Origin of the sequence: Maritalea sp., from assembly GCF_051251695.1 — a bacterium.
Taxonomy (GTDB): Bacteria; Pseudomonadota; Alphaproteobacteria; order Rhizobiales; family Devosiaceae; genus Maritalea.
In genome coordinates, this window is record NZ_JBPOEU010000003.1 from 169,123 (window position 1) to 185,486 (window position 16,364).

Consider the following 16,364-nt stretch of genomic DNA (forward strand, 5'->3'; position numbering starts at 1 on the left):
GTCTCTGTTTTTGTAAACAATAGTGGTTAATGAAATGAAAAACCATTTTGGGAACGTCGTAGTTATTCACGGGCTCGATTTACTGCAGGAGTACGTTGTGCGCCTTGGAACTCTACTTGGTGACATATACGTAGGCTGTGCGGCAGAATCCAAATTTCGATAGTCGATTTGTATGTAAATAATTCACACTTTAAGGTTATTTTAACCGCGTTTCTTAATGTTCTGCGTAAAGTCTAAGTAAGGAAATGCGGTTTGTTTGGTTTTTATTGCAAGAATTATGGACGCCCCTTATTGGTCGTCGTGTTGACAGGAGCGGCTTTGAGTCTGTCGGCTTGCGCCTCTAAGTCCAGATCAAACACTTGCTTGACAGCAACGGTGTCCAACTGCGCGGCGATAAACGATATGTCTTCCAGCCATTCGAGTGCATCTGAAGCTGAGGTTGAGCTCTCTGCGGCAAAATCAAACAAAGTGATGCAAGAGGGAAACGCGGCCAAGGCGCGTTTGAGCCTGCAACAAGTTGCGGTTGTTACTCTTCAGACAAATCCAACTATTAGTATTGCACATTGGCGTCGGGAGGATGCGAAGGCTGGCGTAAACATTACCAAGGCCAAATATTTGCCCAAAATTGACTATAGTTTGGCAACCGGCAGAGAGGTGACTTACGACACTCGCACTGAAATTGGCGAAGGACATATTCGTTCAGAAATTGGATTGTCTTTGAGCCAATTGTTGTTTGATTTCGGGAAAACTGGCGCCGAAGTGGATTGGTCCAAAGCATTGGAAAACTCGGCACAATGGCGCTACAAAGATCAAATTGAAAAAATTCTTTACGAAGTTTCCGACATTTATCTTACGGTTTTAGAGCTGGATATGTTGCTGGATAATAGCAACACGAATTATAATGCTCATCGTGAAACCTACCGATTGGTAAAGTTGAATGAAGAAGCGGGAAATGCAACTGTTGCGGATGTCCAAAAGGCGGCCACTCGACTGGAGAATGCGAAAACTCAATCGATTGAACAGGCTTCGCAAAGAAAGCGCAACGAAAGCGAGTTCCGACGTTTAACTGGAATGGCCCCTGGAAGGCTCGTGATGCCAGCTCTGCCTAAAGGACAGCGTAACTTTGCGCTAGGGCTGAGCGAAGACTATGTAAATCGCAATCCGTATTTGAACGGTATTTTGTCTGATATTCAAAGCCTCTATAGGCAGCAAGAATCTATGCAGTTGGCTTATCTACCTCGCCTTACGTTGGAAGGCGCTGCCGCTGTAAAACAAAACGTTATGGGTGTATCGCCAGCCATTGGCGATGCACGGCTGCAAATTGTGTTGCGCGGTTCAATTTATGACGGCGGTGAAAAAATGGCTAAGCTTGAGCAAATTAATGCACGGATTAGCGAAAATGAAGCTCGTTACCGTGAAGCTCGTAGAGATTTGGAACGAGATATCCGCGATACCGCCCGTATTGTAAGTACTGCAAAAACCCAACGGAACACAATTGAGCGGCGCATTGGTGCAAGCATGGATGTGGTGCGGCTTTACACGGAGCAGTATAAAGCGGGTAAGCGCACTATATTTGAAGTGTTAGATGCACAGCAAGAACTGTATACGGCGCAGGCTGAGCAAATCTCAAACAAGTTTGATGTTCTACGCGCCCAATATTCGGCATATAGGATTGCAGGCGTGCTCAGTAAACAGTTGTTGGGTGACATAAATTTTGACTAGGGTCTAGAAACCTCATCAGACGTTGGGTGTTTTTGTTCACACCCAAGTGAAATCATCCACGTTAAGACAAGGCTGACACTTTTGGCGTGAACACATAGCCTGCGCCATAAACTGTTCGGATGAGTTTTGGGTTTTTTGCCGTGTCATGTAGCTTCTTCCGCAGTCTTGAAACTTGCGCATCAATAGACCGGTCAAAAGCGTCGCTGTCTTGGTTGTAAATGTCCATAAGTCGCTCTCGGGAAAGTATTTTGCCAGGTGACGCAACGAACGCTTTTAGCAGGCGAGCATCTGCTGCACTCATTATCTCTGTGACCCCATTTGGGCTGGTTAGCTCTAACGTTGAAAAATCCGCCCGCCAATCCGCAAATAAAACATGTTCAAGCTGTTCACTTGATGAAACTGAATGTAGTTTATCTATTCTGCGCAATAGGCTGCGTGCGCGGGCCGCAAGCTCAATCGTGTTAATTGGCTTCACCAAATAGTCATCGGCGCCAAAGTCTAAACCGAGCACGCGGTCACCAAGTGCTCCTCTACCGCTAACAACAATTGTGGGAACGTCAATTTGGCCCAGCGTGTCGCGCAACAAAGTTAGGGCGTCGCCATCCGGCAATGATAGATCGATAATGCATAGGTCAGGCTCTTTTGCCAGCAGTGCTTCGTCGAACGCAGCTATTGTGCCAAACAAAGAGATTGCAAAGCCGTGCGCCTTGAGTTCGCGCGCATATAGAGCACGCACGTCGGCATCATCTTCCAAAATATAGATGATCTTCTGGCTCATTGATTTGATTTACTCTTTGTTGGTGTCCATATCGCCGTAATCACTACGCGCGATTTGTGCATATTGAATAGCATCGATAAGCCTATTTTGCTCAAATGGTTTGCGCAACAACGGAAATCTTATGCTTTGGTCTTGGTCAATCTGGGCTTGTCCTGTCATCAAAACGATTGATGTGAGCGGGTATTCTTTGGCCACTAACTGTGCCAATTCAACGCCGTTTATTTGTCCCGGCATTGAGATGTCAGATAGCAAAAGATCAATCTCATCGACCGAGTGAATGAGTTCTTTCGCTTCTTCACCATCTTCCGCTTCTACAACCAAAAAGCCTAATTCGACCAAGTCACGTCGCAAAACTTTACGCACTTCTTCCTGGTCTTCAACCAGCAGTGCGATTTGCCCATCAAAATTTGCTGGATATTCTGGTTGCAAGGGGCGGGTGTCTGAGGGACTGTCGAAAACGCGGGGAATAAGAATGGTGAAAACTGTGCCTTTGCCGACTTCGCTTTGAACAGATATATTGCCGTCCGAAACCTCAACAAAACTTTGCGCCATGGAAAGTCCCAGACCTGTGCCACCAGCTTCGTTTCTGGTCGAAAAGAATGGATCAAAGATTTGTTTTTGAACTGATAGGCTCATGCCAGCACCGGTGTCTTCGCATGAAATCTCTAGGAATTCTCCTGCTTGCAATCCCAATCGATCGGCTTGAATTCGATCAAGCGTAACCGAGCGTGCCATCAAGTTGATCTGGCCTTTACAAGACTTGCCTGCATCATCAATTGCTGACTTTGCATTCAGCGCAAGGTTTAGCAACGCGTTCTCCATCTGCCCGGGGTCCACGCGTGCAAACAGCGATTGACCTTCAATCGTCATGCCCAACGTGATGTTTGAAGGCAATGAAGGTTTGAGCAACTCCGCCAGCCCGTCAAAAACATCACGCACATTAACAACCTTTGCGTCTAATGGTTGACGTCGGGCGACTGTGAGCAATTGTTGCGTTAATTCTGCGCCACGTTTGGCTGCACGAAGGGATGGGCCAATCATTTCACGCACCAGCTCGTCGTCTTCTACTCGCTGCGCAAGGGGTCGCAAGTTTCCCAATATGATGGTCAAAAGGTTGTTAAAATCATGGGAGATGCCGCTAGACAATCGGCCAATGGCCTCCATCTTTTGGGCTTGCGAAAGTGCTTGGGCTGCGGCCCGTTGCTTGGTCAGATTGATCGACAGCACATAAAAACCACGCACGGTTTTGTCGATACGCAGGTCTGGGCGAAGAAACGTGCGAATGTCTAGTTCACGGCCGTCAATATGGGAAAAATCAAGATCGAATTCGACCGCTTCACCCAGTTTCGCGCGGGCGAAATAGGGAGCTGAGACGTCATGAATTGATGATGCGAGAATTTCGTGCGTGTTTCGCCCCACAACATCTTCAATTCTATGGCCATAGCTTTGGGCAAAGCGCCGATTGACGAATTGAAATACCTCATCATGGTCCAAATAGGCGATGCCTGCGGGAACTTCATTCGCGATAAGCCTAAGCCGTTCTTCAGATCGACGCAGGTCTCGTGTCTGTTCTTCGATACGGCGTTGCAGTTCTGTTTCGTGATGCCGTTGTTGGGTGATATCTGTATAAATTGTCGCGAATCCGCCTTTCGCAAGCGGTGCGCCACTGACCCGAATTACCCGTCCGTTTGGCCTCACACGTTCAACGGTATGTGCCCGAAACTCGCGCGCGACTTTTACCCGGCCTTTTACCTGTTCTTCAACATCCCCTGGGCCATATTCCCCATGTTCTGAATTGTATCGAATAAGGTCTTCAAATGCAGAACCACGCGTTAGTAGTTGCTGCGGGACGTCTAGTAACTCGCCCAATCTTTTATTGGCAAAAACCAATTGAAGATCTTTATCAAACACCGTGATGCCTTGATCAATATTGTCGAGGCCAGCCTCAATTTGAATAAGCAATTCAACAGCTTGAACATCTGTCACCGTTGGTTGATCAGACACATCTTCCTCCCTTTATGTGTGCTCGTCACAATTGCGTACAATTCAGGCAAACTCTCGCAAGATGAATTGCTTAAAACACCGATCAGACGTTGCGCATCACATTGCCATAGACGAAACTCAAAATTCAAATTGGGTCAAGTTTTAAAATTTTGATGCGTCTGGGAGGACTGAAAAATTGAGTGAACCAACCAAGATGTTGGACGTGGAAAATGTGTCATTGCGGTTTGGCGGTGTTAAAGCGCTGACCGACATATCATTTCATGTGAACGAAAATGAGATTTTTTCGCTGATCGGCCCAAACGGCGCTGGTAAAACCTCAATGCTTAACTGCATTTCAGGTCGTTATCGCCCGCAAGAAGGCAACATCACCTACAATGGCAAAAATCTTCTAAAACGTTCAATCAATGACAGAGCGGCGATTGGCATTGGCCGGACGTTCCAAAACTTGGCTTTGTTCAGCCATATGTCGGTGATCGACAATATTTTGGTCGGCCAGCATCATCTTCTCAAAAACAACTTTGTCAGTGGCATGTTCTATTGGGTGGGTGGCGCGCAAAAAGAAGAGGCGAACGCCCGCCGTGAAATTGAAGACATTGTTGACTTCCTAGAAATTCAGCATGTGCGCAACGAGCCAGCGGGTTCGCTTTCATATGGTTTGCGCAAGCGCGTAGAGTTGGCTCGAGCGATTGCGATTAAACCCAAGCTTATCCTTTTGGACGAACCTATGGCCGGCATGAACCTCGAAGAAAAAGAGGATATGGCCCGCTATATAATCGAATTGAACGAGCAATACGGGATTACTGTTGTCATGATCGAACATGACATGGGTGTTGTGGTGGATATCTCACACCGTGTTGCTGTTCTCGATTTTGGGCAGAAAATTGCCGAAGGGTCACCTGAAGAGGTCGTAGAGGACGAACACGTTAAAACAGCCTATCTCGGCGTTGATGATTTCAATTTCGATGAAGAGGAAGCTGTATAATGACTGTTCATCGGGAAATTTCTGGCTCTGCCGTTAATTGGGATGCTGGCGTACATCACGCAAAGGCTGTCCAGCAAAATGATACGCTACCAAAAATGCTTTTGGCCAACGCGAAGGCACATCCAAAAGATGTTGCTCAACGTGAAAAAGACTATGGCATTTGGAATGAAATCACCTGGGAAAAATTCAATTCTCACGTAAAAAACATGGCGTTGGCCTTCGATAACTTTGGCGTAGGTCAAGGCGATGTTGTCGCGATTATTGGCGACAATCGGCCAGAATGGGTTTGGAGCGAAATTGCGGCCCACTCAGTGAAGGCCATGAGCATGGGCATTTATCGCGATGCCTTGGAAGAAGAAATCGCTTACCTTGTCAACTACGCCGAGCCTAAAATCGTGGTGGCCGAAGACGAAGAGCAAGTCGACAAATTTCTTGCGTTGGGCGACCGGATCCCGTCGATAGAAAAAATCATTTACCACGACCCGCGTGGGATGAAGAAATATGACGACCCACGTCTAGTGTTTCTAGACGATCTTGAGAAACTGGGTGCCGAAGCAGCTGCGAAAAACCAATCGCGTTATGAAGAGTTAGTTGCTGCGACGCAAACGGACGATGTTGCCGTGCTTTGCACGACTTCCGGCACGACATCAAACCCCAAGCTTGCCATGTGGAAACACTCTGCATTTCTTGGTCATGCAGTGAACTATTTGCGCGCGGACCCTATGAATGCCGGTGATGAATATCTTGCCGTATTGCCGCTTTCGTGGGTTATGGAACAGATGTATTCAGTTGCATGGAATTTGGTCGCGCGGATGATCGTAAACTTTCCAGAAGAGCAAGAAACCGCAATGTCGGATTTGCGCGAAATTGGGCCAAATTTTGTTTTGCTTTCCCCAAGGGTTTGGGAACTTGTCGCCGCGGATATTCGCTCGAGAATGATGGAAAGCTCTAAATGGAAACAAGCGATCTTCGATTGGGGTGTTAAAGCTGGTCTAGCCGCATTGGAGCGAGGGCAGAAATCTGGATTGGCCGAATTATTACTGTTCCGCGCATTGCGTGATCGCCTCGGATTTTCACGATTGAAATCCGCTGCAACTGGTGGCGCGGCGATGGGGCCGGATACGTTCAAGTTTTTCCAAGCTATGGGTGTGCCGCTGAAACAGCTTTATGGTCAAACAGAGGGTTTGGGCGCATATACAATCCACAAATGGGATGAAATCGACCACGATACTGTCGGCTATCCAATGAACGATTGCCTCATCAAAATCCGCAATGCGGACGAGGAGGGCATGGGTGAAATCGTCGTCCAGCACCCCAATTTGATGACAGGTTATTATAAAAACACCAAAGACACTGACGAAGCGTTTGATAAAGACGGGCACTTCCTTACCGGCGATGCAGGCTATTTGAACGACAATGACCATTTGGTGGTTGTTGACCGGATCAAAGATCTCTCAGAGACCAGCAAAGGCATAAAGTTCTCCCCCCAATTTATCGAGAACAAACTGAAGTTCTCCGCTTTCGTGGCAGAAGCCGTGATCTTGGGTAAAGATCAGCCTTACCTCACTGCGATGATCTGTATCCGCTATCCGATTGTGTCCAAATGGGCGGAGCAACGCAGGCTCGCCTTCACCACCTACACGGACTTGGCGTCACGCCCAGAAATCTATGAACTGCTGCGCAAAGAGGTTGAGAACGTCAATCGTCACATACCAGAGGCGCAACGCATTAAGAAGTTCGTGCTGCTTTACAAAGAACTCGACGCGGATGATGGCGAACTCACGCGGACGCAAAAAGTGCGTCGCAGTGTGATCGCTGAGAAATATGCGGACATTATCGGCAAGCTTTACTCGGACGATGAGTATGTGGACATCGACACGGTGATCTCGTTCCAAGATGGCACCACACAGCGCATTAAAACATCGCTCAAGGTGCAACGTCTTGATGATCAAAGCGCAGTTGAAAAGGGATTGGCATCATGAAGTGGGAACTGTTTTTTCAACTGCTGGTCAACGGTTTGATCGTTGGAATGCTCTATGGTGTTGTCGCCATGTGTTTCGTGCTGATCTACAAATCCACGCAGGTCGTAAACTTTGCACAAGGCGAGTTTTTAGTGTTGGGCGCATGGGTGTGTTTGGCACTTGTAACGCAGATGCAGCTGCCCTTTTTCCTCGCGTTCATCTTCACGTTGGTCTTCATGGCGGTTTTCGGCATCGTCGTACAAACGGTCATTCTAAGGCCATTGATCGGTGAGCCCATTATCTCCGTCATTATGGTGACCATAGGGCTGTCCATTTTCATGCAAGCCCTGATGAATTGGATTTTCGGAAACGATGCAAAACGCTTCCCGGACGTTTTTGGTACAACAGATTATGTCTCAATCGGCGGGTTAAATGTCGAAATCGCATACCTGCTTTCCCTTGTCTTGTCCTTCGTCATTATGGCCGTGTTCTTTTGGTTCTTTAAGTTTACACGACATGGGTTAGCCATGCGAGCGACGGCGTTTGATCAGCAAATCGCGCAAAGCTTAGGCATTTCGGTCAAGCAAACATTCGCGATGGCATGGGCGATATCGGCTATGGTTTCCGGCGTTGCTGGCATCGTGATCGGCATCGTGAATTCAGTGTCAAACTCGTTAGCATTTGTCGGCATCAAAGTGTTCCCGGCTGTGATTCTAGGCGGACTAGATTCCATCGTTGGCGCGGTGGTCGGCGGGATCATCATCGGCGTTCTGGAAAACCTAGCGGAGTATGCAGATGGCCAATGGCTCAAAATTGGCAATCTCTACACAATCGCGCCGTTCTACGTGCTCATCATAATCTTGATGATTAAACCTTATGGCCTGTTTGGCACCAAAGACATTGAGAGGATCTAGCGATGGGACACGTACCAAATCCGCGACCGGCTGGCGACTTTAGAACCACATATAGCGATGACAACCGCCTATTTAAAACGCATTTTGAAGCCCGTGCAGTGATCGCCATACTGGCCACTTTGATCATCGTCGCGCCGTTCTTAAGCCCCTATTGGATCACCCAGCTGATTTTGATCGGCATTTACGCGATCGCGGCGATTGGCCTAAATATCTTAGTGGGGACCACCGGGCAGATTTCACTTGGACACGGGGCATTCTTTGGCTTTGGCGCTTTCGCCAGTGCTTGGCTTGCCACCAGTTTCAACGTGCCAACACTCATTTCAATGCCCGCAGCAGCGCTACTAACAACTGCCGTCGGCATGATTTTCGGTGTTCCTGCTGCTCGGATTAAGGGGCTGTATCTCGCCATCGCGACACTGGCATCGCAGTTTATCCTGGAAGACTTCTTTGCACGTGCTGATTGGTTCTCTGGCGGTGTTTATGGCGCGCTGGCTGACCGACCTGATATTTTCGGATACATCCTCGACACGGATTTGAGTTATTTCTATCTCGTTCTGTTTTGGCTCGTGGTCAGCGTAATTGGCGTTTCCAATCTATTGCGTTCCCGCGATGGACGCGCACTGGTTGCGGTGCGCGATCATTATCTGTCAGCTGAAGTGATGGGCGTAAACCTCACCAAGTATCGCATTCTTTCGTTTGGAATATCTTCTTTCTTTGCTGGACTTGCGGGCGCACTATTTGGGCATTATCTCGAATATGTCTCGGTTGAGGGTTTTACCATTTTGCTCTCCATCCAATTCCTAGCCATGATCATCATTGGCGGCTTGGGTTCCGTTTATGGCGCTATTCTTGGCGCGGCGTTCATTTTATTGTTGCCGCAGGTTATGGAAAACGCCACGTCTGTTATGGCCGTCGCATTCCCTGCAATGGAAAGCGGAAAAGCCTACGTAAAGCAAATGTCCATCGGCGCTGCGATCATTCTATTCCTAATCTTTGAACCCGAGGGGCTTGTCCATCGTTGGCAGCAAATTCGCGCCAGCTGGAAGCTGTTCCCGTTCTCTAGATAATAAACGCAAAAGCACTCAATCTCGGCAAACAAGAGGTGCTGCAAACAATAATTAGCCGAACAAAACGAGGAGAAACAACGTGAACTTGAAATCATTATCACTGGCAGCTTTGGCGGCATCATTGCTCGCTGGCACAGCAGCCAACGCACAAGACAGCGTATTTGTTGGCCACTTGGTTGACTATACGGGCCCAACAGCTTTTGTTGGCAAACACTATGGACCGGGCGTATCAGACGCGATCAATTATGTGAACGCACATGGCGGTATCGATGGCACAACGATTGAGCTTACGCAGATCGATTATGCCTATAAGGTACCTGAAGCACTTGCTGCCTATAAGTCTTGGTCTTCACGCGGTATGGTCGCGATGCAAGGGTGGGGCACTGCTGACACAGAAGCTTTGATCTCATTTGTCGCAAAAGACAAAATTCCTGTCTTTTCTGCGTCATATTCTGCGCACTTGACTGACCCTCAAGGTACCAACCCAGCAACAAAGAAACCAGCGCCGTTTAACTTCTTCTATGGCCCTTCATATTCAGATACTTGCCGGGCATTAGCGCAATGGGCGGCAACTGACGCCAAAGAGAATGGCATTGAAAATCCAATTTTCTTGCATGCCGGGGATAATCATCCTTATCCGAATGCACCCAAGGAAGCTTGCGCAGCATACGCTGCTGAGTTGGGTCTAACCGTTGCTGATCCAATTGTGGTGCCGATGAAGCCAGGCGACTTCAAAGCGCAATGCCTAACGATCAAAGAAACTGGCGCTCAGTATGTTTATATGGGCAATCTAGGCGGCTCTGTCGTTTCTTTGCTTAAATCATGTGGCACAGTCGGTGTTGAAGCCAACTACTTGGGCAACGTGTGGGCAGGTGACTACCTTACCCTGAAAGCGTCTCAAGCTGAAAACTTGATTTTCCCATCTTCAACTCCATTCTTTGGCCAAGACGTTCCGGGCATGGCGTTAGTTGAGAAAATCGCAGCTGCTGGTCAAGCCAATGGCGACGATAAACCAACCCACCACTACATTCGCGGCATTTGCTCTGCATACATCATGATGGATGCCATGAAATGGGCAAAAGCCAACGGTGGCATCACTGGCGAGAATATCAAAAAAGGTATGTATGCCCGTGAAAACTGGGTTCCAGAAGGTCTAGAAGGCGTTTGCTTGCCATCAACTTGGACCGACAAAGATCACCGTGGATTGATGACCGTTGCTGTGAACCAAGGTTCATTCAAAGACGGCGAAGTCAGCATAAAACGGATATCTGAAACAACGCTACCACGTCGTGATGACTGGTTGGGTTTGTAGGCGAACCTGATGACCGAAAGGATGAGCAAAATGAAACCACAAATTGCCGCAACCGGGAATGGCCTGGCATCTGAAACCATCCTTTCCGTCAACAATATTGAGGTCGTGTTTAACGAGGTCATTCTCGTTCTACGCGGTCTCAACCTAAAAGTTGCTCGAGGAAAAATTACCGCTTTACTGGGCACAAATGGCGCAGGAAAATCCACGACCCTTAAAGCAATTACCAACTTACTCGCTTCAGAAGATGGTGAAGTGACCCGTGGGTCAATCACCTACGAAGGCGACGAAGTAACAGAAATCGGTCCAGAAGCGCTGGTACGTAGGGGCGTGTTTTTGGTGATGGAGGGCCGTGGAATTTTACAAGATATGACGGTGATCGAGAATTTGCGTTTGGGCGCTTACTCAAGATCAAACGTCGATATGAAAAAAGAAATTGAACAGGTATTCGAATACTTTCCGCGTTTGAAAGAGCGAACAGGATTGGCTGGGTATCTGTCAGGGGGCGAACAACAAATGCTCGCTATTGGGCGCGCTTTGATGGCAAAGCCTAAACTGATCTTGATGGATGAACCTTCGATGGGCCTGTCACCGCTGCTGGTGAAAGAAGTATTTCGCATTATTCGGCGCCTCAATCGCGAACTTGGTATTTCAATTCTGCTTGTTGAGCAAAACGCCAACATGGCGCTCCGAGTAGCTGACGATGGTTACATTATGGAAAACGGGAAAATCGTACTTGATGGAACAGCCAAAGAACTAATGGAAAATGAGGACGTTAAAGAGTTTTACCTCGGTGGGGGAGGTGAACGACGTTCCTTCAAAGATATCAAAAGCTACAAACGCCGTAAGCGTTGGTTGTAGGCGGGTGAGTATTATGGACCAAACTGAAACGGAGCATGGTTTCTTCTCGCCGTTGGAGACAAGAAACGAGCTTGAGCGCGAAGCCAACCTGTTTGCCAATTTGGGCGAACAGCTTAAGAATGCTGCCGCCAACAGTGGTTATTGGAAAGCGCAATTGGCCGACATCGACGTTGAGTCGATTGGTGATCGCAAAGCTCTGGCAAAACTTCCGGTTCTTTCGAAAGGTGATTTGGTTGAATTACAGGACAAGATGCCACTTTTTGGCGGTGTCGCACCTGCGAATAGTGATTTGCGGCGGGTCTTTTATTCTCCCGGACCCATCGTCGAACCGCAACCCGGCGGCACAGATCCATGGCGAATGAGCGCCGCGCTTTTCGCTGCCGGGATGCGGCATGGAGATATCATTGCGAATTGCTTTAGTTACCATCTTACCCCTGCAGGTTTTATGTTCGACGAGGCTGCTTCAAATCTAGGATGTGTCACTTTCCCCGCAGGCATAGGCAACACGGAAACCTTGGTTGAAGCGTTCAACCATTTTCAAATCTCTGGCTATGTAGGCACACCAGATTTTTTGCAGATCATTCTGGAGAAAGCTAAAGGACTAGGCCGTGATATCGACAGCATAAAAAATGCGCTTGTGTCTGGCGGTCCCCTTTTTCCTGCCATGCGCGATTGGTATGCGGGCGAGGGCATCAACATCAAGCAGTGCTATGGCACGGCGGAGTTGGGGCTTATCGCCCACGAAACCGGTGTGCCTGAGAACGGGATGGTGATCGCTGAAAACTGTATTGTTGAAATCGTTCGTCCAGGTACAGGCGACCCAGTGGGAGTTGGCGAAGTCGGTGAAGTCGTCGTGACAACATTTGACCAGAACTACCCACTGATCAGGTTTGCTACCGGCGATCTATCTTCGATTTTGCCTGGGCAATCGGCGTGCGGTCGTACGAATACGCGATTGAAAGGCTGGATGGGGCGCGCTGATCAAACGACAAAAGTTCGCGGCATGTTTGTGCATCCTCGCCAAATAGCAAAAATTGTTAAATCCTATCCCCAGATGGGCCGCGCCCGCCTAGAGGTGACCGAAAATGAAGGCAAGGATCAGATGACCTTCATTTGTGAGTTGCAAAGTGACGACAACTCAATAGCAGAAAAAATTGCCCAAACTGTACGCGCTGAATGTCGCTTGCGTGCAGACATTCGTATTGTACCACCCAGCAGCTTGCCCAACGATGGCAAAGTTATAGACGATCAAAGGGTTGTCGGAATTTGAGGTTGGCCATTGAGATATAAAACCGCACAAATTGCCTTCGTAAATGTGTAATTCAATATCTCCATTGATGGGAATATTTATTGCGCGGTTTTGATCTGAGTATCGAAGAGTTGACGATTATTGCACCGCGTCTTCCCAAGCAGGGACGTAGGTTCCAATCGTAAGGGTGACCGCGATATGCCCTACTGCATCTTTTGTATTCTTCGCATTGGCGCTCCATGGCGTGCAACTCCATTACTATATGGGGACAAGGGTTCCAGTTTAGATTCACCAAAACAGGGGCGTAAGATTCCAGAAGGAAACTTGTTTCATCCATCAACGCAATTTGAACTGAACTTATTTAGTTCAGGTGAGGTGGAGGCAGAAAATGAGTAAGACCTCTAATTCGCAAAACGAGCGGATCAAAAACGCCTATTTTTTTACGCCAAACATGCCCTCGATCGTCACAAACCTGACGAAGTTCCTAAAGTGGTTGTCCTTCCAACCAGGGTATAAGCGAAGTATCAAAAGAAACGCAATTTGAGCTTCGCTAAACTTTGAGGCCTTCATAAAACTCTCCTTCTCCCGCCTTCGGGGTCATAAGTGGAAAATTCCAACTCTAAATGGTCTTAATTATTGGGGGCACGTCAATAATCTGTCTCCAATTATCGAAGACAAATTCTACTCAAAACTAGATGAAGAAATGGGGTGCAGGTCACTTCCGCTGCGCGTGACGATATTCTGAACGTGTCGGCTCCGGAGAAATGTCAGTCCCTCTGTCTTCCAAAGAAATGGATGAAGAAAGAAAAAATCCGTCCGATCTCCTAACCTTTTCCTTCATCAAACGCAATCAACCTAAATAGTACGTTGGTTACGTTTTACGATAGCACTTCTGATTAGAACAACAACCAACCCAATAAATCCACCAATCAACAACGACAGTGCAAGATAAATTAAAGTACGTTTCGATGATCTTATTTCAGCAAAATCGACATCAAATGTTACCCAATGCCGTGGATCATCGGTAGTCAAAACCGCCACGCTTTCTAACAACTGAGAAGCAGAAATGTCATTTTGAAGCGCAAAAAACTGCGTTTTCAATTGCATATACTGAAAATTCAATGAGAGGTTTTGTGCATCCGTCCTATTCTGAAGAAGAGAAATTTCTTTATCTATTGCTTTATAGCCACGTAGATAAAAAGGTACCTCACTGGAACTTACGCTCAAAGCAATTCCATTTGCTTGAGTCTGTGCTAAATTGTTAGCACCTAGTGAGTTATTCACTATGTCTAGCTCTTTCGCAATTGCGGTCTGTTCTTTAAGAAATAGAATACGTTGTTCATTTTCCAATAGAATAGTTTGTTTCATCAGTGCCAAACTGTTGGAAATAGCTTCTTTTTCAAAGCGGTTACGATCGACAAGTGTCTGGATGAGGGCAGCTAGGTCAAGTTCGATATCCGCTTTTACATTTGATAACGATTGAACGGCGGCTACTTCTAGAATTTTTCTTCCTTCTTCAGCAGTCACCCAGTCGAACTTCATTTGCCGATTTGTGTTGGTTCCATTCGGAATCACAATTTCAAAATTTTTCGCTAGTTTGTTGATATAATTAGACTTCTGTACTCCACCAAATTCCTTAGCCGCTTGAGCCACAGTCTCGCTTTGCGCTAGAGCGAACAGCACAGAGTCATGGCTGTTAAATTCGGATACAAAATTCTCGAATACGGTCTCTCTCGTAATTTGATACTCAAACTTGTTCTGGTGTAATAGTTCATTTAAAGACGTGTATTTGGTGAATGCCGTTGGGCTACCTATAGAAAGTGGCAATGTGGCTCTGTACGAATTTGGTTGTAAATATGTCAGTACGCCACCAGCAATGACCGTTGCGATAGAAATTAGGATGATGATCCATTTTCCTTTCCAGAGGGTACCAAATAACTCTAACAAGTCGATTTCGTCGTCTTGGTGAGGTTGAGTTGGGGACACCATATTTCTCCTACAAAAAGATAAACTGAACCGCGACCCTAAACGAAATGTCGTCGATTTCTGCATGACTAAATTTGGGCACTTCCTAGATCAAAATTGCGCCAATTGCAAAGTAAATACAATATAAGTTGCCCAGCAATTGACATCAATCTCATTTCCCCCAGCCTATTCACGTTCTTAGTTGACGCACTGCCCATTGCTTTGTAACTATGCGTCCAAATTTAATAAACAATAATTTGAGGCATTACTTAAGGCTGATCGGCCCTTCTTACATCTTCCACAACAGCAAATACGTGGCCGCGTGAGCAACGCTATAAGTGGATTTATTGCCTTTAGATGATAATAGGGGAGCGTTAAATGGCTGAAAAAGCTGGTAAAAAGAAAAAATCAGAATCCATCGACGAATTTGTTTCGGCAGCAAAAACCCAAAAATCAATGGCAAGTGAAAAAGGCAACGAGTGCAGCAACCAATGTTGACGAGTTTGCCGATATTGCGTCGAATGCTTACTTTAAGATCCTTCTAAACTCTGAATTAATCGCCGTTGAAAAGCAAAAGGCGGTGGCCAAAGTGCTGTCGTTTGCCAAGAACAAAGAGCAAGCCAAGCAGAGCCTTGAAGAATTTAACACTGCGGTGATGGATTTTGAAAACCGGATTTCACCGCTCACCAACATTGACCCCCCATGTTTGCCGGAGGCTGATTTGTCTTAGTTACGCTGCCATGTCTGCTCTTTCCATAGCAGCATAGAAGTTTGTTTCTGCCTCAGCGGGCGGGATGCTCCCGATAGGTTCCAGCAGACGGCAATTGTTGAACCAGTCAACCCATTCAAGGGTGGCGTATTCAACGGCTTCGAAGTTGCGTCAAGGACCGCGGCGATGAATGACCTCAGCTTTGAAGAGACCATTGATCGTTTCGGCCAGAGCATTGTCATAGGAATCTCCGACGGTGCCAACAGATGGCGCGATTTTGGCTTCGGCCAGCCGCTCTGTGTATTTGATCGACAAATATTGTGATCCACGATCCGAATGATGCACCAGTTGGTCCTGCGCTGGCCTGCGTTGATGGATGGCTTGTTCCAAAGCATCCAAGACGAAGCCTGCGTTTGCCGTACGGCTTGTCCGCCAGCCGACGATCCGTCGCGCATAAACATCGATGACGAATGCGACGTAGACAAAACCCTGCCAGGTCGCGACATAGGTGAAGTCGCTGACCCAGAGGACCTTCGGCGCAGGCGCGTAAAATTTACGGTTCACCCGGTCCAGCAGGCAAGGGAACGCCTTATCAGGTATCGTGGTTCTTGGCTTCTTGCCGCGAATGATGCCTTAAATGCCGATGTCTTTCATCAACCTAGCGACGTGCAGCGCGCAAGATCAAAGTCTTCCCTGCGCATCGGATGCCAGGCATTCCTCACACCATAGACGCTGAGATTTTCCTCAAAGACCCGCTCAATCTCGGGCTTGAGCTCGTGTGTCGTACAGCTGGTTATCCCAAAACAATAAGGGTCGACAATGGAAGTGAGTTTATCTCGCGTG

The 16,364-nt window shown here is 47.5% G+C and carries 12 protein-coding genes and 1 pseudogene; 9 read left to right on the forward strand and 4 right to left on the reverse strand.

Going from position 1 to position 16,364, the window contains the following annotated elements; genetic code table 11:
* Nucleotides 1-402 precede the first annotated feature (402 nt).
* Nucleotides 403-1,722 carry a TolC family protein gene (locus ACSHWX_RS02625; RefSeq protein ID WP_435666623.1) on the forward strand — a complete coding sequence of 440 codons (1,320 nt, stop codon included), beginning with the start codon at nt 403-405 and terminating at the stop codon, nt 1,720-1,722.
* 61 nt (nt 1,723-1,783) lie between these two features.
* On the opposite strand, the gene ACSHWX_RS02630 is transcribed toward ACSHWX_RS02625, so the two are convergent.
* Both ACSHWX_RS02630 and ACSHWX_RS02635 read right to left on the reverse strand, forming a co-directional pair.
* A complete protein-coding gene (locus tag ACSHWX_RS02630; protein WP_435666624.1) occupies nt 1,784-2,500 on the reverse strand; it encodes a winged helix-turn-helix domain-containing protein in 717 nt (238 codons plus the stop codon).
* A gap of 9 nt (nt 2,501-2,509) precedes the next feature.
* Complete coding sequence (locus ACSHWX_RS02635) at nt 2,510-4,504, reverse strand: hybrid sensor histidine kinase/response regulator (protein ID WP_435666625.1); 1,995 nt, start codon at nt 4,502-4,504, stop codon at nt 2,510-2,512.
* Nucleotides 4,505-4,697: 193 nt separating this feature from the next.
* Between ACSHWX_RS02635 and ACSHWX_RS02640 the strand changes: the two genes are divergently transcribed.
* The 7 genes from ACSHWX_RS02640 to ACSHWX_RS02670 all read left to right on the forward strand — a co-directional run bounded on the left by ACSHWX_RS02640 (nt 4,698) and on the right by ACSHWX_RS02670 (nt 12,868).
* Complete coding sequence (locus tag ACSHWX_RS02640; protein WP_435666640.1) at nt 4,698-5,486, forward strand: ABC transporter ATP-binding protein; 789 nt, start codon at nt 4,698-4,700, stop codon at nt 5,484-5,486.
* The gene (locus tag ACSHWX_RS02645; RefSeq protein WP_435666626.1) at nt 5,486-7,468 is read left to right on the forward strand and encodes a long-chain fatty acid--CoA ligase; all 1,983 of its coding nucleotides are present in this window, start codon (nt 5,486-5,488) and stop codon (nt 7,466-7,468) included. The genes ACSHWX_RS02640 and ACSHWX_RS02645 overlap by 1 nt, the downstream gene beginning before the upstream one ends.
* Entirely contained in the window at nt 7,465-8,361 is an 897-nt protein-coding gene (locus tag ACSHWX_RS02650; protein ID WP_435666627.1) for a branched-chain amino acid ABC transporter permease, read from the forward strand. Before ACSHWX_RS02645 ends, ACSHWX_RS02650 begins: the two co-directional genes overlap by 4 nt.
* Nucleotides 8,362-8,363: 2 nt before the next feature.
* Nucleotides 8,364-9,428 carry a branched-chain amino acid ABC transporter permease gene (locus tag ACSHWX_RS02655; protein WP_435666628.1) on the forward strand — a complete coding sequence of 355 codons (1,065 nt, stop codon included), beginning with the start codon at nt 8,364-8,366 and terminating at the stop codon, nt 9,426-9,428.
* A 79-nt stretch (nt 9,429-9,507) separates the two neighbouring features.
* Nucleotides 9,508-10,740 carry an ABC transporter substrate-binding protein gene (locus ACSHWX_RS02660; protein WP_435666629.1) on the forward strand — a complete coding sequence of 411 codons (1,233 nt, stop codon included), beginning with the start codon at nt 9,508-9,510 and terminating at the stop codon, nt 10,738-10,740.
* A gap of 9 nt (nt 10,741-10,749) precedes the next feature.
* Nucleotides 10,750-11,598 (forward strand): ABC transporter ATP-binding protein, encoded by an 849-nt coding sequence (locus ACSHWX_RS02665; RefSeq protein ID WP_435666630.1) that lies wholly within the window; start codon nt 10,750-10,752, stop codon nt 11,596-11,598.
* Between the two features lie 13 nt (nt 11,599-11,611).
* On the forward strand, nt 11,612-12,868 hold the full coding sequence (locus ACSHWX_RS02670; RefSeq protein WP_435666631.1) for a phenylacetate--CoA ligase family protein: 1,257 nt from the start codon (nt 11,612-11,614) through the stop codon (nt 12,866-12,868).
* Between the two features lie 834 nt (nt 12,869-13,702).
* Here ACSHWX_RS02670 and ACSHWX_RS02675 read toward each other — a convergent pair.
* On the reverse strand, nt 13,703-14,833 hold the full coding sequence (locus ACSHWX_RS02675; protein ID WP_435666632.1) for a Wzz/FepE/Etk N-terminal domain-containing protein: 1,131 nt from the start codon (nt 14,831-14,833) through the stop codon (nt 13,703-13,705).
* Nucleotides 14,834-15,275: 442 nt separating this feature from the next.
* Here ACSHWX_RS02675 and ACSHWX_RS02680 point away from each other — a divergent pair, with 442 nt between their 5' ends.
* Entirely contained in the window at nt 15,276-15,542 is a 267-nt protein-coding gene (locus ACSHWX_RS02680) for a hypothetical protein (RefSeq protein WP_435666633.1), read from the forward strand.
* Here ACSHWX_RS02680 and ACSHWX_RS02685 read toward each other — a convergent pair.
* A pseudogene (locus ACSHWX_RS02685) lies at nt 15,543-16,364 on the reverse strand (IS3 family transposase); the annotation flags it as partial. It abuts the gene before it with no gap.

Bases quoted from the DNA above. Each gene is read 5' to 3' on its own strand.
- ACSHWX_RS02625 (WP_435666623.1), top strand. From the start codon at position 403: ATGTCTTCCAGCCATTCGAGTGCATCTGAAGCTGAGGTTGAGCTCTCT.
- ACSHWX_RS02630 (WP_435666624.1), bottom strand. From the start codon at position 2,500: ATGAGCCAGAAGATCATCTATATTTTGGAAGATGATGCCGACGTGCGT.
- ACSHWX_RS02640 (WP_435666640.1), top strand. From the start codon at position 4,698: ATGTTGGACGTGGAAAATGTGTCATTGCGGTTTGGCGGTGTTAAAGCG.
- ACSHWX_RS02645 (WP_435666626.1), top strand. From the start codon at position 5,486: ATGACTGTTCATCGGGAAATTTCTGGCTCTGCCGTTAATTGGGATGCT.
- ACSHWX_RS02650 (WP_435666627.1), top strand. From the start codon at position 7,465: ATGAAGTGGGAACTGTTTTTTCAACTGCTGGTCAACGGTTTGATCGTT.
- ACSHWX_RS02655 (WP_435666628.1), top strand. From the start codon at position 8,364: ATGGGACACGTACCAAATCCGCGACCGGCTGGCGACTTTAGAACCACA.
- ACSHWX_RS02665 (WP_435666630.1), top strand. From the start codon at position 10,750: ATGACCGAAAGGATGAGCAAAATGAAACCACAAATTGCCGCAACCGGG.
- ACSHWX_RS02670 (WP_435666631.1), top strand. From the start codon at position 11,612: ATGGACCAAACTGAAACGGAGCATGGTTTCTTCTCGCCGTTGGAGACA.